A 22942-nucleotide genomic window follows, 5' to 3' on the forward strand; every position below is an offset into this window, starting at 1 on the left:
CTCTTATAATTCTAAATCAATACTTTCTATATGTGTAACAAAGGTATCGGTACCTGCTCAATCGTCTGTTGACTTAAATCAAGTAATACACTTGATCTGTATCAAGAGTTATAAATGAGTTTCGCTTACAGATCAGGATAAAGAAATAATAAAAACGTTTGGTGATAGCGTTATCAAAACATAACACATGATCATATATCAATTTCAGTTTTAAATACGACTATAGCATTACCTTTTATCTTAATCAGTGCAGGTAAGCCGTTTTCAATTTTAACGCTGACATTGATCACCCCTGGTCTGTTTATTTGCGCTCCTTGTTTACTGTTGAATTCGAACAGGTCACCCTTAAAATCAACGATTTTATGCTGAATAAGGTACCCGCCTAACGGACCGTTCGCATTACCGGTAACCGGGTCTTCATTGATTCCGATTGCCGGAGCAAACATCCTTCCATGTGTTAATATATCATCATCATCCGAGTCAAACGTGAATACAAAATATCCATTGCAATTCACCTGTTTACTTAATGCAGTCAAACTACTGTAATCTGGATTCAAGCTGTTGAGTTTTTCCCTGCTCTTTATCCCAATCATAACTTTTGAATGTCCTGTAGAAGCAATCTGAACCGGGCATCTTTCATCCGTATCAGAATAATCAAGACCTAAAGCGGTTAATATCTGTTGAGTCGTTGTCGGATCAAATGCAGCACTAAGTTCAAATTTACCCTGGGTCATGATGACTTGGTAATCTTCATTTTCCTTAACTATTTCGAAAGGAAGCGTACCAATCTGGGTTTTAAATCTTAAAATACAAGAATCTAAATCGTGTTCAACAGCTTTTGCATACATCGCAGCAATTGTTGCATGCCCGCAAATCGGGACTTCAGCTGTTGGTGTAAAATATCTGACTAAGCCATCAGAATCATTGTCCTCAGGAGAGAAAAGGAAAGCCGTTTCAGAATTGTTTAACTCTCTTGCGATCTGCTGCATTTGGATAACATTCAAACCATCGGCATTGACAACTACTCCTGCCGGATTTCCGCTAAATCTCTCTTTGGTGAAAGCGTCTATTTGATATATTTTAAAAGTTTTCATAATCATTTCAGGTTATTTGAGTTTCTGCCTCAATAAATACTGGTGCTATAAAGCTAATCAGATTTCAAATATATCCTTTACTGCCCGAGCGTTGTTGCAGTATAACCGAAATGTCTTTTAAATGCGAAAGAAAAATGAGACAAATCCTCAAAGCCTAAATCAAGATAAATCTCACTGGATGCTTTTTTCTCCTTTTCAATAAGAAAGTGTGCTTCTTGTAATCGCCTTTGTATGAGCCAGCGATTAGGTGTTTGTTTAAATATATCTTTAAAATCTCTTTTAAATGCGGATAGACTTCTTCCGGTCAGATAAGCCAGTCGCTCCAGGCTGACGTTAAACTTGTAATGTTGCTGCATATAAGCTTCCAGGTCGATTCTGCCAGGCTTTCCAAAGTCAAAGAATAAGTTGGCCAGCGCGGGTTGCATCACCAGCAAGGTTTGCAGGAATTCTTCTCTGATCTGGTCTGTATGCTGTACAGTTGATTCCTGACTTTCATATAGAGGCAGCTGGTTACAGATAAAATCTTTAATGAGCACCGAACTATCTAAAGGAATAAAAATATCAGAGACAAAATATGCAGCTGTTGAAACGCCATATTTCTTTTGATACTTTCTAAGAAACTCTTCATCGAGTATGATTACTACTTTTTCAAACTCATTCTGGTCTTTTTGCTTGTTGTATCTTGCCAATCTGTTTTTGCGGACGATACAACATTCTCCAGGTTCTATTTTCGTATGTTTTGTACCATCATAACCATTCATTTTACCTTTAATTATAAAGATGAAAATGTGTTCCGGCACAAATTGTTCCGGTGAAATCTGCGGGCCCAGATAGCAGGATGTTATTTCTGTAATCTTCATAGTAATGTTAATTTACAGTTTTCCACCACTTTGTAAATACCTGTGCAGGATCATTCAGATGTACAACTTCTCCGATCATAGGGGTAGCCAGATGATAAGGTTTATTGCTTGAAAATTCTGTTATTTTATTCAGCGGTTCATTCCAGGGATGATTTGCCAGTGTAAATTTAGAATGATGGACAGGCAGCATATTCTTAGCCTTTAATTGTACTGTTGCCTGCGCCACTTCTTCCGGTAATTCATGTACAGATTGCCACGCCTTATTGTATTGTCCGCATTCCATAATTGCCCAGTCAATTGTCCCGTATTTCTTACCAATTTCAGCAAAACGATTATCATAACCACCATCACCGCTATAATAGATTTTCAGGGTTGGAGATTGGATTAAAAAAGATAACCATAATGCTTTGCTTTGTGTAAATCCCCGGCCACAGTCGTGATGTGTGGATTCCGTAAAAATGGTATAACCCGGTGCAACTTCCACTTTTTCATACCAGTCCTTTTCTATAATTTGTTCAGGCGAATAACCCCAATGTTCAAAATGTGCGCCGACACCCAATCCGCAAACTACATGTTTTACCTTGTTTTTTAAGGCGATTATTGTTTCATAGTTTAAATGATCATAATGATCGTGAGAAATTAACAAATAATCAATTTCCGGCATTTCAGCTGCGGTGTAAATATCACTTCCTTTGTAAGCCTTAACCGAACCGGGAACAGGAGAGGCAGCCCCACTAAATACCGGATCTGCTAAAAACCTTTTTCCATCCAGCTGCATATAAAAAGAAGAATGTCCAAACCAGACAATCAGGTTACTATCAACAGGTAAGTTTTTTAAATCAGTTTTTACCGAAGGCAGAGAATCAACAGGGCTGCGGTCAGGGTATTTTATGAAAAGCGTTTTATATAATTCTCCCAATATGGAATGTCCTTCCGTCAGCGTTGGTCTTTCTATCAAATTTCGAAAAGTACCATCTTTATAATGCGCTGATTTTTCAATTCTTGCTAAGCGTTCTCCAGCTGGCAATTTCCCGAATTTAGCCTGGCGCATATAAAAAAATGTAAGGATTGCTGTTAATACGATCAGCACTAAAAGTATCTGCATGGTCCGCTTTAGGATTTTAAAGATTTTCTTCATCAACCTATCCTTTGGCCAGTTTTTTAATATCACTGATTTCCAGAACTTGTTTTGCATAACCATTACGTACTGCATTAATCATGGCTTGCCCCAATTCATTCAAACTGATGACGCTTTCAGGTGAAAAAACGCGGATGATACTGACGATAATTACATAGAGCATTTTAGCATTTTTCTGCCCTTTTACGGGTGACATGCCACCCGGACGAAAATTATATTGCCCTTTAAAAGGCAACTTCATCAAATCGTTTTCAGTTTTACCTTTTACCCTTGCCCACATCGTTTTGCCTTTCTCTGTGCTGTCGGTACTTGTCCCTGTGATGTAATTGAAGACCATAGCCGGATTAATCGCTGCCAATGTTTTAGCAAATTGCATGGTGGTATTGTAGGTGATCACTGTATATTTTTCTTCATTCATACCTAAAGAGCTAATACCTGCACAGAAAAAGCAAGCATCATAACCTTTTAATGAATTACTAAATTCCTCTATTTTCAAAAAATCAGGAACCAGTAATTCCTTTAATTTTGGATGTACAATGTCTAAATGTTTTCTATTGACCATCAATATTTCTGTAATGGTATTATTTTGCAGGCACTCTAATAGAACACCCTGACCCGCCATACCAGTGGCTCCTGTTAATATTATCTTCATAAATTATATTTTAATAAACTTTTTGCTGTTGCCAGTATCGTTTCCTCATTGGATTTTAGTTGCCAATCCAGAAGTTTCCTTGCTTTTTCGTTGCTTGCATTGCGGTTGATGCCCGGCATTGGTGCAATTGATTTTCGTCTTTCCGGTTTAATGAACGAAGCTTAGTTTTTACCTGGTAACTTTTTTGCAACAGCTGATGGATAGCATGAATGCCAACAAAGCCCGTACCACCTGTTACTAAAACTAATGTTTGATTGTTTTCCTTTATCATATGATGAAATCAGGATACAAAGATGAGTAATAACAGGATTGCGTGCTTTGTTGAAAAGTCCAGACTTTAATTGTTGAGAAGCTCAATACTTATCAGGGGCGACTGCTATGCTGCTCTTCATCAATAAAGGATTGCCGCGCAATTTTTGCAGTTTTATGATCACCTGTATGGCTCCATCCCGGTGGCATTATAATATAAAGTACTTTGTTTTTTAAGCCGGGTGCTGCAACAATATCTTTTCCTAAACAAATGAATTCACCGAAATAAACATCCCACAGGCTATTGGGATTCATTTCCCTGGTGATACCATATTCGATTTTTATATCTGTTCTTTCATCCTGATAAGTATTGAAAATCCGGTCCCATATATTCAGGAGGTTGCAGAAATTGGTATCCATGTATAATGGATTTTTTGCATGATGTACCCGGTGATGTGAAGGCGTGAGCAAAATATGATTTAAGAATCCCAGTCTTCCATCTTTAATCACGTTTTCTCCGATATGTATAAAGGACCCCCAGAAGCCATCGATGAACATAATGAAAAATAATAAGGCTGGATTTACACCTAAAAGTATACAAATTGAAGTGCGGACTACATCCGCATAAGGTGCTTCTAAAAAGAAATGGGCAAAATTGACAGAGAGATTCATTTGCTGTGGTGCATGATGCGTAGAATGGAGGCACCATAAAATTCTGACTTTATGTGCTAAAGCATGGTAAACAAAATGCGAGAACTCCCAGATAATATAACCGTAAATAAGCCAGTACCAAGTAAAGGTTGTAGTGAAAATAGCATGTTTTTCTAATATTCCAATACAGAATGCGACAGCAGCAATTGATATAAATCTAGAGATAAAGCGGTTTACCACAAACACAAAAAAGGGGATACGGTATTCATCTATTTTAAAACGTTTGTAAAAGAAAGCTCTTATTATTTCTAACAATAAAAGTACAGGTATGATCGGCGCAATGAGGTGTTGCATGCCTTCAAACGTTGATAGCGACCCGTAATCTCCGGTTTGTACCATTTTGACAAGACCGCCTATACCAAAGAAACCAGTGAGTTCGTCGTAGAATGTTTGAAAGATGTTCATAAGCTGATTGGATTATTTTACAAGGGTTATAATTACATAAAATTTTTCTGCTGATGCCAGGCGCTTTATAAGTATCTTTTTTTCCAGAGCTGCATCATATACACGTTTATTTCCCACTGATCGGCAACGGGACGGTTAGTAAAAGGGATGGTTGGCATATAAGAAGGAGGGCCAAATTCAGTTAACATCGTGAGTATTTTACCTTGTTCTTTTTTGAGGTCCACAACTTTGTCCCACCAGGCAAAATGTGCAGCTACTTCCGCTTTCCACTCCGGGGCACGAGGATCGCTAACCTGTGGTCCTTCTGCATGTCCAATCCGCGAGTGAACATGATCTGTGCGGGAAATAGCCAGTTCAACAGTAGCCGGCTGATCTTCCAGTAAGCTTTCGCTAACATTGCACCAGTGAGAAATGTCCAGTGTAAGTCTGAGATCCGGGTTTTTTTGTAAATAAGGCAAAGCTGCGGGTGCAGAATAGAGCATACGCGACCGGTGAGTTTCATGGTAAATAGGAACGCCAGTCTTTTTTGAATAACTCACAGTGAAATCAATAAACTGTTTGTTCTGTTCATAGGTGAAGAAATCCCTTCCCGAATGCACATTGATATATAACGGTTGCTGGTATTTGTTTTCGGCTGCTGCTATAATTACCTTTTTAAATGTGGTAAAATTGCTGTCAGGAAGTGGCTCATCGCCTCTGCAAAGGAACCCTGCAGTGAGCTGATAGGTTTTCAATGCCATGAATAACTCTTTTTGCTGGGCAATAGCGGAGGGCCATAAAATTTCTATTCCATCATATCCGTCCTTTTTTGCCTGCTTGCAAAAATCAGTTACAGATCCGTCGAAGCCCCAGTAAGGTGCCATAATCTTTAATGCAAAACCTTTTTCCAGTTTATTAGAGACAAGTTTGGGCGATCCGAAGATGTCCAGCGCAGGTAAAAGTAATGCAGTGGTTACCACAAGGCTATTTTCTATAAAATGCCGACGGTTGTATCTCATAGTAGTTTAGGTTTTGAGCATTCAAATTACATATTTTAAAATGCTGCGGTGCGCATCTTATGTAACATCCTGATTGTAATCTGAATATAAGCGTGCTTCTATTCCTTGTTTTTTGTTATTCAGCAAGGTTTCTCAGGCGATCTTTTTTGTCGTAAATTAGTTTACCGGGGGGGCTGGAGTTAATAGAATCCACAAAGAATGAAAACAAGTATAGCTTCAGAATTGTATTAAATACAACAATTAAAATTAAAAGAAATGGGTAAAATTACAGTAAAAGACGGCACTGAAATTTATTATAAAGACTGGGGAACCGGACAACCACTTTTTTTTCATCATGGATGGCCTTTATCAGGAGACGATTGGGATGGGCAGCTAATGTTTTTCCTAAAACAAGGATACCGGGTGATCGCTCATGATCGCAGAGGACATGGAAGATCCAGTCAGGCTTCTGGCGGGCATGATATGGACACTTATGCAGCAGATGTTGCAGAGCTTACACAGGCACTTGATCTGAAAGACGCTATACACATTGGTCACTCGACCGGTGGTGGCGAAGTGATCCGTTATGTAGCCAAATACGGGCAGGGCCGGGTTGCCAAAGCGGTACTTATAAGTGCCGTTACCCCAATAATGATACAATCTGAAAGTAACCCTGATGGAGTTCCTTCATCTGTTTTTGATGAAATACGTGAAGGTACTGCAACTCAGCGTGCACAGTATTTCCAGGATTTTACGATTCCGTTTTATGGATACAATCGGGAGGGCGCAAAAATATCTCAAGGTGTCAGGGATAACTGGTGGCGGCAGGGCATGATGGGCGGAGTAAAAGCACATCATGACGGTATTAAGGCCTTTTCAGAAACAGATTTCACCGAAGACCTTAAAAGTGTAGATATTCCTGTACTGGTACTGCATGGTGAGGATGACCAGATTGTTCCGTTTCCTATTTCAGGAGCAAAGGCTGTGAAGCTTTTAAAAAATGGAAAACTTATTTCATATCCGGGATTTCCGCATGGGATGCCAACTACAGAAGCTGCAACCATCAATGCAGATCTTTTGGCTTTTATTAAAAGTTAATATATTAAGAGCACCAGCCATCAATAGTAGCTGGTGCTTTTTTTCTCTAAAAATTAATGGTTTGTTCATCTTTGGTAAACCTGGTATCTTTCACTGCACCTGTACCGCTGAAGCGATATTGCAGCCCGACTATAGCAGTGGGCTTACTGGAAAACTTAAGTGAATAAGCTACTTCGCCGTTGATTAAAAAGCGCATATGCCGGTTTTTGCTTTCCACTTTTAATTTAACCCATTGCTCAAGGTTACAGCCGAATTTGGAGAGGTCTGCATGTTTACTCTCTACTGTGGTGCCTGCCGCATACAAAGAAAGATCACCAATACAACCTTTAGAACAAAGAGGAATAATAATCGTTTCATCTTTACAAAGAATCAATACTTCAACTCGCTGACAGGCCGCATTGCCCTGGTTAAAATCGCTTTTCAAAGTAGTTTCAAAAATAAAGTGATCGTTCTTAAAATCTCCCATATCCCGTACATTATAAAAACGCAATGCCGGGAGGACTGGCTGTAAAGGAAGATTATACTTTGATAGTATCTCCTGATTGACCTCTACTTTATTGTTTTTCAGCACCTCATTCTTTTTAAAATATAACGGGACATCCCTATCTTTATAGACCATAGCTATCCAGCCATCGGATGCAATCATCAAATCATGTTCTTTTACTATTTGCTGGCCAACGATCAGCTTTGCCTTGTAATAACCAGGACTATAATAGATCGTTGAATAAGTATGCTGCCGGGCTGATACTGCTACTTTTCGGGTTACATCCCACGATTGGGCAATAAATACAGAATCTGTGCCAGCAGCAGCATTGTAACTAAAAATAACCGAGTTTGGTACCCCTTTGGTTTTGATTTTATTACTGCTGAATTTATAGACTGAATGATTTATGGGGGCTTTGGTTTTAGCGGATGATAAAAGTATGGCGTAACTGGTGATCAGTAATAAGATAAAACCAGATAACCAGTATTTCCATTTTCCCTCTGTTTTCTTTACAGCTGTTGCTAAAGGCAGGCTCTGTTTAAATTGCTGCCAATCCTTATATCCTGCAAATTGTGCTAATGTATTCAATGTGGTGGTAGTCGGTGTATTGCCGTACTTCAATCTTCCCCAGAGTCGTTTTAAGGTGGTTACACTTAACAACACACCAGTGACCACCTGAATCTCATCACTTAGTTTTTCAAAATCATAACCTGTCCAATCCGCGCTTGCACCCCGGTTTAGTTTGTTTTCTATGAGTTCCAAACACTTTTTAACAGCTACTATTTCCACGTTATTATTCATGCTGATTTTCAATCAATTATACACTTGCATGTATTTGCACGCACTTGGCGCAACGTTGAATAGGCCCTGATTTAATTATTAATCACATTTGCTGAACTTATTCATTTAAAAGTATAACAATTTATGACAAAAATAGTAACCAGTCTCTTAAGACTTCTTCATCCCGGGAAAGAAAGAATATTTAAAACTGCTGTTTCATTGCTGATGATCAGCTGTATGATTAGCAGCTTCAAAATTGCCCGGGCTCAGAATTTGAAGGAGAAATTCAATGTAGTGAACCGTGCGGTCAGCCTGGATAAGAAATCCGGAGCAGTACACCTCAATGAAGCAGAAGGTGCTGGTATTGCCTGGCTTAAGGGTAAAGTATTTACTAAAGGTATAATTGAATTTGAGGTGAAGGGAAAGGATGAATTTCAGGCCAGCTTTGTGGGCATTGCTTTTCATGGAGTGAATGATAGCATTTATGAATCTATTTATTTCAGGCCTTTTAATTTCCGTGCAGCCGATCCGGTTAGAAAGTCGCACGCAGTACAGTATATTGCTGTTCCAGGATATGACTGGCCAAAACTCCGGGATGGCTTTCCTAATAGATATGAGCAGCCGGTTTCACCTGCGCCTGATCCAAATCAATGGTTCCGGGTGAAAATAATTGTAGCTGAAGAGCTGATAAGCGTTTATGTAAATAACGGTAAGCAGCCAGTTCTAAAAGTGCGGTCATTAACCCATACACGAGGAAAATGGATTGGTTATTGGGTAGGGAATGCCTCTGGTGGAGATTGGAGGAATTTAAAAATTACCGCCGGATAGGCAACACCATAGCATAATCCAATTGAATTATGCTATGGTGTTAATTCAGGCTTGTTATATATTTTCTGATAAGGTCTATACCTTGCTTATCTAACACAGTTGTACCTAACTTTGGCATATGGAATTGCCCCATATTACCCATACGATCAACGATATTGTTTTTATTAAAGTTTATTCCTGACTGTTCCACTGGTACCTTGTACCCGAGCATAATGGATTGCCTGTAGGCCATACCATTTGAACTATGGCAATGTGCACAGTTAATTTCCAGGTAAGCCCTGGCTCTGTGTTCCAAATCAATGTTCTTATTTTCATAATCAGGCAATCTTGATATTTTGTCGATATGCTTTTCCAGTATTAGCTTTCCCCGGGCTTGCATATAACTCAGTTGATTTACCTTTTTCTTTCCAACCTGGATCTCTCTGTTTAAATTCATTCCCTTAGGGCCAATCGGGATAATCTCCTCAGAAGATTGGTGACAGCTCACACATTCCCTGGCAGATGGGATGTGATATTTTACCCTGTGAACAGTATTGCTTTTGTCCAGCCAGTTTACATTGACTTCGGTGCTCACAGGATCATATAGTGCACGATCCTGAGCCTGGTTCCAATGGTAGGTACCTGCTGACCAATGGCCATTTTTTAAGCGCAGTATCCGGGTTTCTAAAATATGACGCGCTATGTTTTTTCCTTTCTTCGCACGGCTGTAAAAAAAAGTTTTGGCCAGTATAGTACCTTCAGGGAATTGTGGTAATCCGTCGCCATTTAATCTTAACTTTTTACCTGCAGGAAGCTTTATTAAACGTTGTTTCTCTGCATAATCCGTGAACAAAGTGGAGGATAACTGGTAAATCTCTACCCCCCGGGCAGGCAGAAGAGAATCAATTCTTCCTTTAAAAAGCCCCAGTGAAGCAAGAGATTGAGGGAATTCCTGCTGATTATTTGCGATGGTTTTGCTGTTTCTGTTGCAGGATAAAACATAACAAACAGGCAGGGCGAATATAAGAATGACAATAATTTTTGATCTCATATCTCTTTGCTAAGCTTGATATGCTGTTCATAAGCCGGCCTCAGAATTTTACGATCTGTATAAAAAGTTCCGAAAGGAATGAGGCAGGAGAGGAGTATTTTAACAGTCGTAATTTTGTCCCACCGCTGCTGTATGGCCACACTGAAGGTATTGAAGACAAATAAAAGAAAAAGAGTACCATGTACAGGCCCCATTTTACTGACAAGAGCAGGCTGATGAAGTCCATACTTTAGCGGGACGGCAATTCCTGCCAGGATTAAAAGTGATATACCTTCTAATAATCCAATCAGTCTTAAACGACCGATATTTGTTTTGAATAGTTTGAGCATGTTATATAGGTTTATAAAGGTCTTAGTAACGGGCGTTGCGCTAATGGTGAAAATGGCCATGGAATTGCAGCTAGAATGATCAATAATGCTATGCCGAAACAGAGCAGCAGCGTGCTGAATTTTTTAGTATCGTCTTCATACCTTTTGGCAAAAGCTGACCCTAAGGTTATGAGAATTACTGCCGTTATCATCATTGATATATGCAGGATTCCGAAAAAAGTAGGTTCAGTAATTCCCCTGGCTGTAGCTATTCCAATGAGGTGGAAACGGGCTACAGCAGCGCTTTTGAAATACATGGCCATGCCCAGCATAAATTGGACATGGACAATTGTTGCTGTCCAATGCCTGTATTGATCATCTTTTTTAGTAAATGGACTTTTAGTCAGCAGGCTGGCTGCTGCGCTGTAAATGGTGAAGCTAAGGCTGATTAAAACCAGCCACCTGAGAATGGAGTGGCAGACAAGTAAAATTGAAAACATAAGAATAATTTAATTGTATTACATACTAGTTGGTATGTTAAAAAGGCAAATTTTTTTAGGTTAAACTGTTCAGATATAATTTGAACTGTTTCAGATAAGACTGATAGACCGGTGTACCTAACATTTTGCCTATATTTCTAACCCCTGCATATCCTGAAACAATATAGGCTGCTGCCTCGGCGGGATTAATCATTAAGCCAATCTTACCATTTTCTTTTCCTTTGAGCAGACACTTTTCTATGGCATCGGTCCATTCGCCTACGATGTCCTTTAAGTGTTTGTGGAATGCCGTATTCAGCGGGCTCATTTCCTCAATTAAATTAACTGCCGGACAACCATATTTAACATCGAAATGCTCAGTATCCTTCAAAAGGTTCGCTATCATTTGATAGATGCTTTTTATAGGATCTGCAGAAGAACTCAGTGGCTCTATCAAAAAATGTTTCATCCTGGGGTATAAAAGATCTGTGATTAAAGCGAGCCCCATTTCTTCCTTATTTTTAAAGTGATAAAAAAAAGCACCCTTGGTTACTTCCATCGAAGAAAGAATATCATCAATACTGGTTGACTGGTATCCTTTGACATAAATCAATTCAAATGATTTTTGCAATATGTTTAACCGGGTTTGCACTGACTTCCTCATAAGATACTAATTAGTATGTTTTCAAATGTATTGGTTTTTCCTTTTATCATAACCATAACTCCTCGCTTTTATAATTATTTGACTATTTCCTGACCTCGCCGACACGATCATTATCTATCAATTCCTATTCAGGAAAGCAGGCAATATGGATGTGAAATGGCAACTGAATTGTTTTATAAAATGTAATTACATTTGATTGGATGTCAATTATCCTAAAATGGAACTCATACCGATCAGACATATCAATGAAACGCGAAAAGAGCCGGGATTATCCGGAAACTTTAGTATTCGTTATATCAGTGATTTACTCGCTGGAAAAGAAATGTTACAGGAACTTCACAGGCATGATTTCTTTTATGTTCTTTTTTTGAAAAGAGGTATTGGTCATCATCAGATTGATTTTGCCTCCTTTACCATTGGTGATCATGCTGTTTTCTTCATGCGTCCAGGGCAGGTACATCAGCTGGAATTAAGAGCAGAAAGTACCGGGTATCTGGTGCAATTTGGGAATGAATTCTATTTCCCTGATGAAAAAGTATCAAACCAGCTGTTGCGCAAGGCAGCCAATATCAATCATTATCAATTTGATGCCGGTAAATTTCAAAAGCTACAAGTTATACTAAATAATATCTTTCAGGAATATACTGTTAAAGAACAGCAATATCAGGAAGTGATTAAAGCAAACATGGATATTTTCCTGATTGAGCTTATCAGACAACAACGCAGCGTTCCATTTGATCCTGTCAATAATTATGCACAGGAAAGGATAGAGCAATTCTTAGCTCTTTTAGAAAAGTACGCTTTTGAGCATCAGCCAGTCACACAGTATGCTGCTATGTTAAACCTTTCCCCGTATCAGCTGAATTCAATCGCGAAGTCAATGCTGGGCAAAACCTGTTCAGAACTCATGAATGCGTATATCCTGTTGGAAGCTAAAAGATGTCTTCTGGCAACAGCTAATCAAATCAATCAAATTGCCTATCATTTAGGCTATGAAGATATTTCATATTTTATCAGGTTCTTTAAAAAACATACAGGGTATTCACCTGAGCAGTTCAGACGTAACTTAAAATAAGTCCTGTAAAACTAATTTTTTGTCCTGCTCCTGGTTGATTCGTGCAGGTACTTTTGTAACAAGAATTATTACCTGTAAACTTTAAATCAATGAATATGAATAAGTCTGTAGAAGAAGAAGCTGAAAATAAATGGAATAGCCGGTATCAGGAAGCGCATTATGCTTACGGAAAAGGGCCGAACCTCTTTTTTAAAGAATGGCTTCAAAAATTTGAACCTGGATCTATATTAATGCCGGCCGATGGTGAAGGACGTAATGGGGTATTTGCTGCACAGCTTGGATGGAAAGTCACTTCATTGGATCTCAGTAAAACAGGCAGGTTAAAAGCACTGCAGCTCGCCAAAGAGAATCATGTCGCACTGGATTACATTGTCGGAGATCTGGAGCAACTCAATTTTGAAAAAGAATCATTTGATGCAATCGGGCTTATTTATGCGCATTTTCCAGCCGATAAAAAGTCTTTACTGCATGAAAAATTAAATGGCTTTCTCAAACCAAAAGGACTGATTATTTTTGAAGCTTTCAGCAAAGAACATTTGCACATGAGCAACCTGGACCCTAAGGTTGGCGGGCCAAAAGAGATAGATACCTTGTTCTCTAAAACAGAAATATCCGCTGATTTTAAAAATTATGATACGTTAATGCTGGAGGAAAAAGAAGTGCTTTTAAATGAAGGAGAATATCATATTGGAAGAAGCGCTGTGGTCAGATTTGTCGGGAGAAAGTCTTCTTGATGCAGATTAAATATAATATTAATTTATTTAACTATAATTGAAGGTAAATTATGATAGGGTTTATGGGTGGAATACTTGCCAGACGATGGTTTGAAAATTGAATTTTAAGATTAACAGATGAATAAAGAAAACCTTCAACAGGAATTGATAAACTATGTCAATTCTAACACACTTGTTGAAATAAAAGGAGGAACAAGCAGAGTAACATTTCTGGAGATCTGGATGGTTTCTGTTGGCCATCGGATTTTCGCAAGAAGCTGGGGAATGAGCAATAAAAGCTGGTTTACCGAATTCATTGCACAAGGTGTTGGGCAGCTAAAACTTGGTGAACATGTTATTGATGTTCGTGGACAGCAGTTAAAAGACGATGAAATGAACAGCTTAATTGATCATGCTTATCAAGACAAGTATATTCAAAAAGAAAATGAGCCCTATGTAAACGAGATCACCGAGTTGAAATACCATAACTTCACAATGGAATTCTTCCCTGTTTTTATTGAGGTTCAGTAGTCCCTTTAGCACTCAATTCTTTTTGTTTCTCGATGTTAAACTTGAAAAGTTCTTCAGTTGAGACTAGTTTTCGTTTGCATTTTTCTATATCTGTACCTTCTTCTGTCCAGAGATAGGGGCGGAAACTGTAAGATTTACTTCCGTCCAGGTTTGCAATAAACTGATTCCATGTTGACCATCTTAAACCTTTATAAAAAGCAGAAAGATCGCTGTCAAAACAAAAACGTATAAATTCACTGTAACCAAGACCAAGTGGTTCCCATTTTAAACTGTTAGGGGCCAAATAATAAACATTCTTTAAATCCTCGCCAAATGCACCATAATTGATGGCGAAAAAACCTCCCGCAGCATCATCAGCTACTAAAAGATAAGTTGGTTTATCACCATATTCCTGAATTGTCTTTCCTTTGTTCCATTCTGAAACAGAACGGTTTAGTTTTTTACTTCCCGATCCCAGAATTCTTAACCAGCCATCATCTACCATAATTCCGCCACTATTGTAAATCACTGCACCCAGTGTGGAATAAGTAGAAACCTGGGTGTTGAACAATACATTTTTTGCTTCTGCTGAATCAAATTCGAGTACCTGAACTTTGTTTTTTGCAGAATCAACCCACTTTTGAACCAATGGCCATGCCGGATCTGTCTGATTAATCAACTCATTCAGACTTTGCATTTTATTTTGTGCCAGACTCACTGATGACAATAGGGTAAAACCCAGGATTAAGAAATTTTTAATTGCGCTTTTCATCGAAATAGAACTTATCTTTTCCAAAGATAGAATGATTTTAATAACCAGTGGCCTGAAAATATTTTTATAGCTTCTCGGGCCACTGATTATTTGTTATAAAGTAGCCTCAGCATATGGACTTTCAAGACGGAGATAGGCTGTTAAGTTTTTCCTGTAAGCTTCAGTACCCTGTTCAAGTCTTTTAGCATAAATTCTTACCGCATCATTTCCAGCAAGGTATCTCAATTGATCTTTTCCGTCGGTAACAGCCTGGTATACAACATCAGCAATTAATTCCGTTTCAGAGAATTCCATTAACGTTCCGTCATTAAATCCTTCAGTCATTCTTTGCATTAAAGGCTCATAGGCTTTGTCCTGCGCAACTTTCATTACGTTCATATAATTACTTTTAATTCCACCAGGGGCAACCGTTTTGATACCGATATTGAATTGTGCGAGATCGTAAGACATACTCTCACTCCAGCCCTCTAATGCCCATTTTGAAGCGTTGTATATAGAACTAAGCGGATAAGAGGTCAGACCGCATAGTGACGTTGTAGTAATAAATAATCCTTCTTTTCTGGCCTTGAAATAAGGAATAAATGCTTTTGTAACCCATACTACGCCAAAGAAATTCGTTTCAAATTGGGCCCTTATTTCTTCTGCTGTACAGGATTCTAAAGGGCCGATTAATCCATAACCCGCATTGTTAAACACGACATCAATATCACCCAATTCAAGAGCTGCTTTTATCGTCTCTTCGATTTGCTGTGTATTGGTCACGTCAAGTTTCAATAAGGTTACATTTTCCAGCTGATTGAGTTCGGTTTCCTTTTCAGGAGAACGCATGGTTGCAATGACTTTCCAGCCGTTTGCCTGAAATAATTGAGCAGTGGTTTTACCTAATCCGGCTGATGCGCCAGTAATAAAAATTGTTTTCATTTTAAATAGTATTTAATTGTGTATGAATTGACTGCTACAAAAGTCAGTACTGCCAGCAGGAAGATTGTAGCCGAAATGGTAGATGTTGTAACCAAAAAAGAAATATTTACAGACCTTATGGAAAGCCGCAGGAATTAGCATCCATCTTATAAATAAACAAGAAGTATTTTATAGTCTGGTGCTAACCTCTAAATTTTAAAGCAATGTTAGGTTCAAAAATCGATTTATTTGGCAATGAGTGGCTTGATATAGTATTTGATCAGAAAAACAAAAGTTACGGTGCTTATGCGCTCCGCAGACAAAGTTCTTCTGATACAGTTAAAGCACTTTTTATTGCAGGAACACTTTTTGTCCTGCTGTTTTTATCCCCTAAAATTATTAGCCTGATTAAAGGCAATAGTACATTAGACGAGCATCTGGAGACGACAAGGGTAGTAACGGTTCAGGCTATTCCTCCGGCAGATAAACCTGTAACTCCTCCTCCGGCTGCAATTGTGCCTCCACGTGCGAAAGAAACCCATGTTAAATTTCCGCCGCCAATCGTTGTAGACAGAACAGTTGAAACAGATCCCGTGCAGCTTAAGGATCTGGTGAATGCAACACCCGGACAAAAGAATATCGTTGGCGATCCCGATGGGCAGGTTGTGGTTACAGGGGCAACTGGTGACGGGCCAGCAAAACAAGCAGCTGCAGTAGAAGATACGCAAGTACATGACTTTGTGAACCTGGAGGTGCAACCTTCTTTTCCTGGAGGAATAGACAAATTTTATAGCTACCTGTCAAAAGCGATCAGGTATCCTGAACTGGCCCAGGAAGCTAATGTGCAGGGAAAAGTGTTTGTGTCTTTCATTGTGGAAAAAGACGGGGCCCTGACGGATATTAAAGTAGAAAGAAAATTAGGCGCTGGTACGGATGAAGAGGCTATCCGGGTATTAAAAGCAAGCCCAAAATGGACTCCCGGGATTCAGAACGGAAGAAAGGTTAGGGTAAAATATAATATTCCGATCAGTTTCTCTCTTGGTCAGTAAAAAAGCAAACAGGACAAACCAATTTATTGGGATGTCCTGTTTGCCTCTGAAAATCTTGCTTTTATTGAGCTGTAATTCTTTTTCCTAATATCTTAAGGCTTTTTTCTTCACCATCAAGGATGGCTACATCAGGTAATGTGCCCCAGTCTTCAAAGCCAAAATGTCTGAATAATCCTAAACTAGGTTCATTGTGTGAGAAAATAAATCCAAGAACTGTAGTTATTCCCAATCCGGCACAACGGTTTAATGAATCGGACAGTGTTCTTTTACCAAGTCCTTTACCACGTTGATTTTCATTCAGATAAATACTTATTTCTGCAGTACCATTATACGCCGGCCTGCCGTAAAAAGCCTGTAAGCTGATCCAGCCAATAATCTCCTTATTTTTGTCTGTAATGACCCAAAGCGGGTGTTTGTCGGCCGTATGTTGCTCAAACCATTTTATTTTACTCTCTACAGTGACCGGTTCGGTGTCAGCAGTCACCATTTTTGAAGGAATTGTTGAATTATAAATGGATACTATGGTTTCAAGATCAGATAATATGGCATTTCTGTAGTTTATTTCTTCCATTTATTTAAATATGTAATTAATATTGGCCCGAATTCTTCTTTTTATTGCTTTGAATCGGTGAAAATAGAAATGTTATCTGTGAAACTCAAATTTATTAATAGGTTATTGTAATTCCGCCACCATAACCCATATCACTGTCGTAATGTGTGGACAAAGAGAAGTATTTAGTCATCGCATATCTGAAACCTGCCATATACTCTCTGTCCGTATTCCCTGAAAGATTAAGCCTCAGCCTGTTGGTGATCGGAATATCTTCACGCTTTAACTGAAAACGTAACTTTCCTTTGCTATCCAACCTGGCTTCCGCGGTTACCAGCATAGGTAAAGTATACTGCATACCCATCACAAACGCTTTTCTGTTAGACTGGTTAGTCAATTGTCCAAGCATGTTTTTCTCACTACCATTCTCTCTGCTGTTGTAATGATAATCGAAACCAATGAAAGGCATGAACCACTGCATTTTACCTATATATCTGCCAAAGTAGGTTTCACTTTCAAATCCATCACGTGACTTTAGTCCCAATCTCCATTCCGTAGACACACTGTAACGGGTATTTGCTAACCTGGCTGTACCATCGCTACCATTACTTTCTAACCCTATATTGGCCATCAGGTGCATTTTCCTGTCATCAGCATATAATTTCTGAATAGCAGCCTTAGGATCGGGGATCAGCAAATTAGGAGGAGAACCTTCATAACTAAAGATTCTGCCCATACCGCTCATCATGTGGTACAAGATATGACAATGGAAAAACCAGTCTCCACTTTCTGTCGCTGCAAACTCGATCGTATCGGTTTCCATCGGCATAATGTCAAGGACGTTTTTTAAAGGTGCATATTCGCCCTGTCCATTCAAAACACGGAAATCATGCCCATGCAAGTGCATAGGGTGGCGCATCATGGAATTATTGTATAAGATAATCTTTACATTTTCGCCTTTTTTAATCAGTATTTTATCAGACTCTGAAACTGTTTTATTATCAATCGTCCAGACATAACGGTTCATATTTCCAGTCAGTTCAAAGCGTAATAACTTCTCTGGACCCTTTCTTAAAGTAGTTTTTTCTGTAGCTTTTAACATCCCATAATTCAGGGTGACCAGATCTGGTTTTTCGCCCATATCCATCCCTTTCATTTCAGAACTGTCCATTTTAGGCGCAGACGCTGATTTTTTCTTTCCATAACTGTCTCCCGTTACTTCCGGATACATAACTGCATTCATGTCCATTTGCTGATTACTCATTTCCATGCCCATCGGTTCCATGTCCCCGTTCATTTTCATCATGCCGTTCATCATTTTCATCCCTTCAAAGTATTTTAACTTTCCTAAAGGTTTGGCCGGTACTTTGGTCCCACTGCCCAGCCACAAAGAAGTTGAGCCCGTGCGGTCTTCAGCGGTGGATAAGAATTCATAACTTTTACCCTGTGGAATAGAAACAATTACGTCATAAGTTTCAGAAGGAGAAATGATCAGGCGGTCAACTTCAACAGGCTGAATATCATTACCATCATTCGCAACCACTGTAATTTTGCCCCCTGCATAAGTTAACCAGAAATAAGTAGAAGAACTGCCGCCAACAATCCGGAGCTTAACTTTTTCGCCAGCTTTAAACTGAGGCTGCTCATTGATATGTTTCCCATTCGTCAGAAACTTCTCATAGTATACATCACTCACATCCATCGCATTCATCCGCTTCCATTCGTTAACGACTTTGGTTTTAAAATAACCCTTTTGTATGGCCTCGGCATAACCCTGTGTCGTTCCCTTACGAATGGCAAACCAATCATTGGCATTGTGGAGTGAGCGGTCTACTTCTTCCGGCTTCATATCTGTCCAGTCACTTAACACAACCGGAATTGCAGGAATATCAGGCTCATTTTTCTTGTTAAAAATTAACGCTCCGTACATCCCGCTTTGCTCTTGCAGCATGGTATGGCTATGGTACCAGTAAGTGCCATTCTGAATAACCGGAAATTTATATAAGAAGGTAGCATGTGGTTTAATTGGCATTTGCGTTAAAAAAGGGACGCCATCCATATTATTAGGCAGGAATACACCATGCCAGTGAATAGAGGTTTCCATGTCCATCAGGTTATGCACATATATTTCTGCGGTGTCGCCTTCTGTAAAAACAAGGGCCGGGCCGGGGATACTTCCATTAACTGCCATAGCCATTTTTGGTTTCCCGGAATAGTTAACAATCGTGTCATTGACATACAGATCATAACGGACAACTTTTGGCCGCTGATTTTTCTGCTGAGCCTGCACTGATGCAAACCCAAACAAGCCTGTGAATAATAGATATATAATTAATGATTTCATTATTGATTTGTTAAGGAAAGACCGTCTTTCGTTTTCTCCATCCAGCTGATAACTAATGTTTGAGCTGCCGGAGTTAGTTTTGCATTTTTATGGATTAAAGTATAAGAAGCTAAAGGCATAGTTTTATCCTGTATACTATTTATGATAGCCCTTAGTTTGCTTTGTTGTTTATATTTTGAATAACTGCCGAATTCACTGAAATTCAATTCTCTTTTCCCCTGACTAATATGTGAAGCCATCCATCCGCTTACAGGCTGTAAATTTGCATACCAGGGATATGGAGTATAATTACTATGGCAATCATAACATGCCTTTTTTATGATTGCCTGTACCTGCCGAGGTACAGGGTAAATACTGGTGATGTCTGTATTTTTAAGCTGGTTGTCCTGATTGCTGCTAACCGATATGAATTGTATGGCTATTAAGAAAAGCAGCATTGCAATCAGTATGACTTTAACCCGGGCCATCAGCTTAGTTTAATTCTTCTCTGATACTTCCGCAGCTGCTCATTTCTTTGCCCAGATAAGGGTTTTTGATCACTTTAGTTTCACTGATCCAATTTCCCCCTTTTTTATTATTGTACATCGGGCAATGCGCATAATATAACTTCTGACCTGATTTTCCATCAGCTTTAGCCAGTTCATAAATTTCCTGACTTAACATTTCGAAATGTTCCCGCTGATGTTTAATGTTTCCGGCATTAGCCCCGATATGTTCTCCATGTTCTTTAACATCACCTGCAATTTCACTGAAGTTTTTTGACTGCGCCGGATTAAGTGCAGACAGCGTAACTTTTCCCACTGCCAGTTTTAGGATATTCCCTGCATCTGCTGCTGCCCGGTCATCATCATTAGCCAAAGCATTTTTAAGCTGCAAATAAGCAGTGATGATTTCCTGAGTAGGAGAGGAGGAGGTGTGGACTGCTGGTTTGTGATCAAGAGTAGTGTCCTTTGCTGATTTTTGATTTGAATTGCTGCTGCAGGCACTTAAAAAAATAGTGGCTATAGCAATGCTTAACAAGAAATTTTTCATGTTTTGTGTGCTTATAAGCCGTTGAACAGCAGCTCAACGGCTATTTAAATATAAGTTATTTTATGGTTTCTGTTACTTTACCACAGCTTAGCATGGTACTTCCGTAATAAGGGTTTCTGATGGCCTGCGTGCTGCTTAACCAACTGCTTTTCTTCATTGGGCAATAAAGCTCATAAATTGGATCAGCTGATAGTTTTGAAGTTTTTGCTGTAGAAATCATATGCGCAGACAAAGCCGCAAAATAATCACGCTGACTATTCAGCGCATTGCTGGCCGCAATTTTACCTGCATCTGCCGTTAAGACTTTTTGTTGAGCTGCATCAATTGTTTTAAGATCTCCTTTAGTCAGTATTTTAACAAATTCAGCAGCTTTAGAAGCAGTTAACTTAGCATTATCTGTTACAAGCGCGTCTTTAATACTGTAATAAGATGATAACAGCGCGGTAGATTGATCCGTGTTTTGTTGTGCAGAAACAGGGTGCACGAAGATTACGCCTATAAGCGCAATCATATAAAATATCCTTTTCATTTTTAGCGATTTTAATGGTGAATTATTAGTACAACAGGGCAAGCCTGTGAAAAATTAAAACCCTTAAATCAAATCTGAAAGCTTTGTATCGCAATGCGTACATCCGGAATTGGGGGACGGTTATGCCTTGCAAAATAAGTATTGGGAATATTTACAGCAATAGAACTTAAGCTATCCTGAATATAAATAGGCGTAGGTAAAATGGCTAAAACTGAATGCTGAAAGCTAAAAGAAGGAGCAGATCGTGTTTCTTTATCAGCCGTGGTCAGTTTCGTAACTTCATCTTTACAGCAATCGTGTTTTTGCCCGGCATTGTGATGGTGAGCACCGGTCTTTTCATGATGATGCGGCACATTTTCAGCATGCTGTATCCTGTTAAATCCCAGGTCGGCTCCCAGAACACAAGCAAAACCTACTACCGTATTCAAAAAGAATACAATAATGAGAAAGGCTGCTTTAAGCATGATGGAACGCTGGATTTTCATGTTAGACAAATATACTCCAAAACTGCTTCGCTGGATTTACATAATTTGAATAAAAATATTCAAAATTTAACCAGGCTGCTGACTAATTTTTATACAGGGCTATAACCTTGGCTATAGCCCTGTAAGATTATGATTTTAACTTAACCTCAGTTCCGTCAGCCAGTTCTTCCGTTCCCTTTACCAAAATCTGGTCAGTCTCTTTTACCGGGCCAAAAACCTCTTGAAGTTCGCCATTACGCGTACCGGCCGTTACACTGATCCTTTTACTCTTGTTATTTTCTATTTTCACAATAAATATCCCAGATTGTGCAATGACAATGCTGCTTACAGGTACCCAAAGTGTAGCATGTGGTCTTTTAAGCGTTAATTTTACCTGCGCATACTCACCTCCATTCAATATATGCTGAGCATTTAATACATCAAATTCTGCTGTTACCGAACGGGAATCCTGCTGTAATAAATCACTTTTCCTGGAAAGAACAGAGAAAAAGAGCTGATCCGGATGATCACTAACCGTAAAAGATACTTTCATGTCTTTACCCACCGCCTGCACATGCTTTTCTGGTATAGCTACTGTAAGTCTCAGGCGATTGGTCTGGGCAATTGAAAACAAAGGCGCATGGTCACCAACCAAAGCTCCCGCCGATATATTTTTATGGATAACCGTTCCATCAAAAGGAGCCATAATTCTTAAATACTGTTGTAATTGCGCAGAAGCACCTGTCGTAGCTTTAACAGCCGCATACGCAGCACTATCACTTCTGAACTTGCTTCTTGCCTTGTCCAGTTCTATCGCAGCAACAGCTCCGGCCCTGGTTGCCGCCTTTTTTAAGCGCTCATAAGCCTGCAGACTATACAAATAATCTTCATAAAACTTGTTCTCGTCGGCCCGGGCTGATAAATAATGCTGACTGATTTCAGGCGCTTCCAAAATAGCCAGCAACTGTCCCTTTTTAACCTTGCTGCCTCTGTCTGCAAAGATCTTTTTGACAAAGCCCTTTACTTTTGGATAGATGACTACCTCTTCATAAGGTTTAAGTTCTCCGGGTAAAGAAAGTGAATAAGAAGGCTGGTCAGAAACCGGGTGAATAAATTGAACCGCTTCTGCCTGATTGGCTTTTGTTTGTGGCTGCTTCTGTTTTGCTTTATCGGAAGCGCAGCCTGCAAAGACTAAAGAAGCCAGTATGGAAATTGTTAAGGTATACTTGTTAAGTTTCATATATAAT

At 39.2% G+C, this 22942-nt stretch carries 27 protein-coding genes; 6 read left to right on the forward strand and 21 right to left on the reverse strand.

All coding sequences use genetic code 11. From position 1 onward, the window contains the following. Positions 1 to 191: 191 nt before the first annotated feature. The 7 genes from LY11_RS17105 to LY11_RS17135 all read right to left on the reverse strand — a co-directional run bounded on the left by LY11_RS17105 (position 192) and on the right by LY11_RS17135 (position 6107). Positions 192 to 1094 (reverse strand): PhzF family isomerase, encoded by a 903-nt coding sequence (locus tag LY11_RS17105; RefSeq protein ID WP_111634918.1) that lies wholly within the window; start codon positions 1092 to 1094, stop codon positions 192 to 194. A gap of 77 nt (positions 1095 to 1171) precedes the next feature. Continuing rightward, positions 1172 to 1954: a helix-turn-helix domain-containing protein gene (locus tag LY11_RS17110; protein ID WP_111634864.1), complete on the reverse strand. Its 783-nt coding sequence runs from the start codon at positions 1952 to 1954 to the stop codon at positions 1172 to 1174. Between the two features lie 7 nt (positions 1955 to 1961). Further along, positions 1962 to 3059, reverse strand: a complete 1098-nt coding sequence (locus LY11_RS17115; RefSeq protein WP_245952813.1) for an MBL fold metallo-hydrolase — start codon at positions 3057 to 3059, stop codon at positions 1962 to 1964. Positions 3060 to 3096: 37 nt separating this feature from the next. Further along, on the reverse strand, positions 3097 to 3744 hold the full coding sequence (locus LY11_RS17120) for a Rossmann-fold NAD(P)-binding domain-containing protein (RefSeq protein ID WP_111634866.1): 648 nt from the start codon (positions 3742 to 3744) through the stop codon (positions 3097 to 3099). A 55-nt stretch (positions 3745 to 3799) separates the two neighbouring features. After that, positions 3800 to 4015: a GDP-mannose 4,6-dehydratase gene (locus LY11_RS17125; RefSeq protein ID WP_111634867.1), complete on the reverse strand. Its 216-nt coding sequence runs from the start codon at positions 4013 to 4015 to the stop codon at positions 3800 to 3802. Positions 4016 to 4107: 92 nt separating this feature from the next. Then, entirely contained in the window at positions 4108 to 5109 is a 1002-nt protein-coding gene (locus tag LY11_RS17130; protein ID WP_111634868.1) for a sterol desaturase family protein, read from the reverse strand. Positions 5110 to 5174: 65 nt separating this feature from the next. After that, a complete protein-coding gene (locus LY11_RS17135) occupies positions 5175 to 6107 on the reverse strand; it encodes a sugar phosphate isomerase/epimerase family protein (protein WP_111634869.1) in 933 nt (310 codons plus the stop codon). A gap of 255 nt (positions 6108 to 6362) precedes the next feature. Here LY11_RS17135 and LY11_RS17140 point away from each other — a divergent pair, with 255 nt between their 5' ends. Next, complete coding sequence (locus LY11_RS17140) at positions 6363 to 7184, forward strand: alpha/beta fold hydrolase (RefSeq protein WP_111634870.1); 822 nt, start codon at positions 6363 to 6365, stop codon at positions 7182 to 7184. Positions 7185 to 7230: 46 nt separating this feature from the next. On the opposite strand, the gene LY11_RS17145 is transcribed toward LY11_RS17140, so the two are convergent. Next, on the reverse strand, positions 7231 to 8469 hold the full coding sequence (locus LY11_RS17145; protein WP_111634871.1) for a hypothetical protein: 1239 nt from the start codon (positions 8467 to 8469) through the stop codon (positions 7231 to 7233). Between the two features lie 123 nt (positions 8470 to 8592). Between LY11_RS17145 and LY11_RS17150 the strand changes: the two genes are divergently transcribed. Continuing rightward, a complete protein-coding gene (locus LY11_RS17150; RefSeq protein ID WP_111634872.1) occupies positions 8593 to 9276 on the forward strand; it encodes a hypothetical protein in 684 nt (227 codons plus the stop codon). Positions 9277 to 9316: 40 nt separating this feature from the next. Here LY11_RS17150 and LY11_RS17155 read toward each other — a convergent pair whose 3' ends face one another. Genes LY11_RS17155 through LY11_RS17170 form a run of 4 tightly spaced genes read right to left on the reverse strand, consistent with a single transcriptional unit; the run spans position 9317 to position 11757 of the window. After that, entirely contained in the window at positions 9317 to 10306 is a 990-nt protein-coding gene (locus LY11_RS17155; RefSeq protein WP_111634873.1) for a hypothetical protein, read from the reverse strand. Beyond that, complete coding sequence (locus LY11_RS17160; RefSeq protein ID WP_111634874.1) at positions 10303 to 10635, reverse strand: DUF3817 domain-containing protein; 333 nt, start codon at positions 10633 to 10635, stop codon at positions 10303 to 10305. Before LY11_RS17160 ends, LY11_RS17155 begins: the two co-directional genes overlap by 4 nt. Positions 10636 to 10646: 11 nt before the next feature. Beyond that, the gene (locus LY11_RS17165; protein ID WP_111634875.1) at positions 10647 to 11114 is read right to left on the reverse strand and encodes a hypothetical protein; all 468 of its coding nucleotides are present in this window, start codon (positions 11112 to 11114) and stop codon (positions 10647 to 10649) included. A 55-nt stretch (positions 11115 to 11169) separates the two neighbouring features. Further along, the gene (locus LY11_RS17170) at positions 11170 to 11757 is read right to left on the reverse strand and encodes a TetR/AcrR family transcriptional regulator (RefSeq protein WP_111634876.1); all 588 of its coding nucleotides are present in this window, start codon (positions 11755 to 11757) and stop codon (positions 11170 to 11172) included. Positions 11758 to 11974: 217 nt separating this feature from the next. Here LY11_RS17170 and LY11_RS17175 point away from each other — a divergent pair, with 217 nt between their 5' ends. The 3 genes from LY11_RS17175 (at position 11975) to LY11_RS17185 (ending at position 14076) form a co-directional block, all read left to right on the forward strand. Next, a complete protein-coding gene (locus LY11_RS17175; RefSeq protein ID WP_111634877.1) occupies positions 11975 to 12832 on the forward strand; it encodes an AraC family transcriptional regulator in 858 nt (285 codons plus the stop codon). A 95-nt stretch (positions 12833 to 12927) separates the two neighbouring features. Beyond that, positions 12928 to 13566, forward strand: a complete 639-nt coding sequence (locus LY11_RS17180; protein WP_111634919.1) for a class I SAM-dependent methyltransferase — start codon at positions 12928 to 12930, stop codon at positions 13564 to 13566. Positions 13567 to 13683: 117 nt separating this feature from the next. Continuing rightward, positions 13684 to 14076, forward strand: a complete 393-nt coding sequence (locus tag LY11_RS17185) for a DUF2255 family protein (RefSeq protein ID WP_111634878.1) — start codon at positions 13684 to 13686, stop codon at positions 14074 to 14076. Here LY11_RS17185 and LY11_RS17190 read toward each other — a convergent pair. Both LY11_RS17190 and LY11_RS17195 read right to left on the reverse strand, forming a co-directional pair. Continuing rightward, on the reverse strand, positions 14060 to 14851 hold the full coding sequence (locus LY11_RS17190) for a DUF2625 domain-containing protein (RefSeq protein WP_245952815.1): 792 nt from the start codon (positions 14849 to 14851) through the stop codon (positions 14060 to 14062). The two genes, LY11_RS17185 and LY11_RS17190, sit on opposite strands and share 17 nt — an antisense overlap. 69 nt (positions 14852 to 14920) lie before the next feature. Further along, positions 14921 to 15748, reverse strand: a complete 828-nt coding sequence (locus LY11_RS17195; protein ID WP_111634879.1) for an SDR family oxidoreductase — start codon at positions 15746 to 15748, stop codon at positions 14921 to 14923. A gap of 203 nt (positions 15749 to 15951) precedes the next feature. Between LY11_RS17195 and LY11_RS17200 the strand changes: the two genes are divergently transcribed. Continuing rightward, positions 15952 to 16776 (forward strand): energy transducer TonB, encoded by an 825-nt coding sequence (locus LY11_RS17200; protein WP_111634880.1) that lies wholly within the window; start codon positions 15952 to 15954, stop codon positions 16774 to 16776. 61 nt (positions 16777 to 16837) lie between these two features. On the opposite strand, the gene LY11_RS17205 is transcribed toward LY11_RS17200, so the two are convergent. The 7 genes from LY11_RS17205 to LY11_RS17235 all read right to left on the reverse strand — a co-directional run bounded on the left by LY11_RS17205 (position 16838) and on the right by LY11_RS17235 (position 22935). After that, positions 16838 to 17347, reverse strand: a complete 510-nt coding sequence (locus tag LY11_RS17205; RefSeq protein WP_111634881.1) for a GNAT family N-acetyltransferase — start codon at positions 17345 to 17347, stop codon at positions 16838 to 16840. 94 nt (positions 17348 to 17441) lie between these two features. Continuing rightward, positions 17442 to 19670, reverse strand: coding sequence for a multicopper oxidase domain-containing protein (locus LY11_RS17210; protein ID WP_111634882.1), 2229 nt, complete (start codon positions 19668 to 19670; stop codon positions 17442 to 17444). Next, the gene (locus tag LY11_RS17215) at positions 19670 to 20137 is read right to left on the reverse strand and encodes a heme-binding domain-containing protein (protein WP_111634883.1); all 468 of its coding nucleotides are present in this window, start codon (positions 20135 to 20137) and stop codon (positions 19670 to 19672) included. Before LY11_RS17215 ends, LY11_RS17210 begins: the two co-directional genes overlap by 1 nt. A 4-nt stretch (positions 20138 to 20141) precedes the next feature. Then, positions 20142 to 20702 carry a DUF3347 domain-containing protein gene (locus LY11_RS17220; protein ID WP_111634884.1) on the reverse strand — a complete coding sequence of 187 codons (561 nt, stop codon included), beginning with the start codon at positions 20700 to 20702 and terminating at the stop codon, positions 20142 to 20144. Between the two features lie 55 nt (positions 20703 to 20757). After that, the gene (locus LY11_RS17225; protein WP_111634885.1) at positions 20758 to 21231 is read right to left on the reverse strand and encodes a DUF3347 domain-containing protein; all 474 of its coding nucleotides are present in this window, start codon (positions 21229 to 21231) and stop codon (positions 20758 to 20760) included. 68 nt (positions 21232 to 21299) lie between these two features. After that, complete coding sequence (locus LY11_RS17230) at positions 21300 to 21716, reverse strand: HYC_CC_PP family protein (protein ID WP_111634886.1); 417 nt, start codon at positions 21714 to 21716, stop codon at positions 21300 to 21302. Positions 21717 to 21843: 127 nt separating this feature from the next. After that, on the reverse strand, positions 21844 to 22935 hold the full coding sequence (locus LY11_RS17235) for an efflux RND transporter periplasmic adaptor subunit (RefSeq protein WP_111634887.1): 1092 nt from the start codon (positions 22933 to 22935) through the stop codon (positions 21844 to 21846). Positions 22936 to 22942: the final 7 nt, after the last annotated feature.

Origin of the sequence: Pedobacter cryoconitis (assembly GCF_003259615.1) — a bacterium.
In the GTDB taxonomy this organism is placed as follows: Bacteria; Bacteroidota; Bacteroidia; order Sphingobacteriales; family Sphingobacteriaceae; genus Pedobacter; species Pedobacter cryoconitis.

Coding starts and splice junctions, on each gene's coding strand:
- LY11_RS17105 (WP_111634918.1), bottom strand. CDS start 1,094: ATGAAAACTTTTAAAATATATCAAATAGACGCTTTCACCAAAGAGAGA.
- LY11_RS17110 (WP_111634864.1), bottom strand. CDS start 1,954: ATGAAGATTACAGAAATAACATCCTGCTATCTGGGCCCGCAGATTTCA.
- LY11_RS17115 (WP_245952813.1), bottom strand. CDS start 3,059: ATGCAGATACTTTTAGTGCTGATCGTATTAACAGCAATCCTTACATTT.
- LY11_RS17120 (WP_111634866.1), bottom strand. CDS start 3,744: ATGAAGATAATATTAACAGGAGCCACTGGTATGGCGGGTCAGGGTGTT.
- LY11_RS17125 (WP_111634867.1), bottom strand. CDS start 4,015: ATGATAAAGGAAAACAATCAAACATTAGTTTTAGTAACAGGTGGTACG.
- LY11_RS17130 (WP_111634868.1), bottom strand. CDS start 5,109: ATGAACATCTTTCAAACATTCTACGACGAACTCACTGGTTTCTTTGGT.
- LY11_RS17135 (WP_111634869.1), bottom strand. CDS start 6,107: ATGAGATACAACCGTCGGCATTTTATAGAAAATAGCCTTGTGGTAACC.
- LY11_RS17140 (WP_111634870.1), top strand. CDS start 6,363: ATGGGTAAAATTACAGTAAAAGACGGCACTGAAATTTATTATAAAGAC.
- LY11_RS17145 (WP_111634871.1), bottom strand. CDS start 8,469: ATGAATAATAACGTGGAAATAGTAGCTGTTAAAAAGTGTTTGGAACTC.
- LY11_RS17150 (WP_111634872.1), top strand. CDS start 8,593: ATGACAAAAATAGTAACCAGTCTCTTAAGACTTCTTCATCCCGGGAAA.
- LY11_RS17155 (WP_111634873.1), bottom strand. CDS start 10,306: ATGAGATCAAAAATTATTGTCATTCTTATATTCGCCCTGCCTGTTTGT.
- LY11_RS17160 (WP_111634874.1), bottom strand. CDS start 10,635: ATGCTCAAACTATTCAAAACAAATATCGGTCGTTTAAGACTGATTGGA.
- LY11_RS17165 (WP_111634875.1), bottom strand. CDS start 11,114: ATGTTTTCAATTTTACTTGTCTGCCACTCCATTCTCAGGTGGCTGGTT.
- LY11_RS17170 (WP_111634876.1), bottom strand. CDS start 11,757: ATGAGGAAGTCAGTGCAAACCCGGTTAAACATATTGCAAAAATCATTT.
- LY11_RS17175 (WP_111634877.1), top strand. CDS start 11,975: ATGGAACTCATACCGATCAGACATATCAATGAAACGCGAAAAGAGCCG.
- LY11_RS17180 (WP_111634919.1), top strand. CDS start 12,928: ATGAATAAGTCTGTAGAAGAAGAAGCTGAAAATAAATGGAATAGCCGG.
- LY11_RS17185 (WP_111634878.1), top strand. CDS start 13,684: ATGAATAAAGAAAACCTTCAACAGGAATTGATAAACTATGTCAATTCT.
- LY11_RS17195 (WP_111634879.1), bottom strand. CDS start 15,748: ATGAAAACAATTTTTATTACTGGCGCATCAGCCGGATTAGGTAAAACC.
- LY11_RS17200 (WP_111634880.1), top strand. CDS start 15,952: ATGTTAGGTTCAAAAATCGATTTATTTGGCAATGAGTGGCTTGATATA.
- LY11_RS17205 (WP_111634881.1), bottom strand. CDS start 17,347: ATGGAAGAAATAAACTACAGAAATGCCATATTATCTGATCTTGAAACC.
- LY11_RS17210 (WP_111634882.1), bottom strand. CDS start 19,670: ATGAAATCATTAATTATATATCTATTATTCACAGGCTTGTTTGGGTTT.
- LY11_RS17215 (WP_111634883.1), bottom strand. CDS start 20,137: ATGGCCCGGGTTAAAGTCATACTGATTGCAATGCTGCTTTTCTTAATA.
- LY11_RS17220 (WP_111634884.1), bottom strand. CDS start 20,702: ATGAAAAATTTCTTGTTAAGCATTGCTATAGCCACTATTTTTTTAAGT.
- LY11_RS17225 (WP_111634885.1), bottom strand. CDS start 21,231: ATGAAAAGGATATTTTATATGATTGCGCTTATAGGCGTAATCTTCGTG.
- LY11_RS17230 (WP_111634886.1), bottom strand. CDS start 21,716: ATGAAAATCCAGCGTTCCATCATGCTTAAAGCAGCCTTTCTCATTATT.
- LY11_RS17235 (WP_111634887.1), bottom strand. CDS start 22,935: ATGAAACTTAACAAGTATACCTTAACAATTTCCATACTGGCTTCTTTA.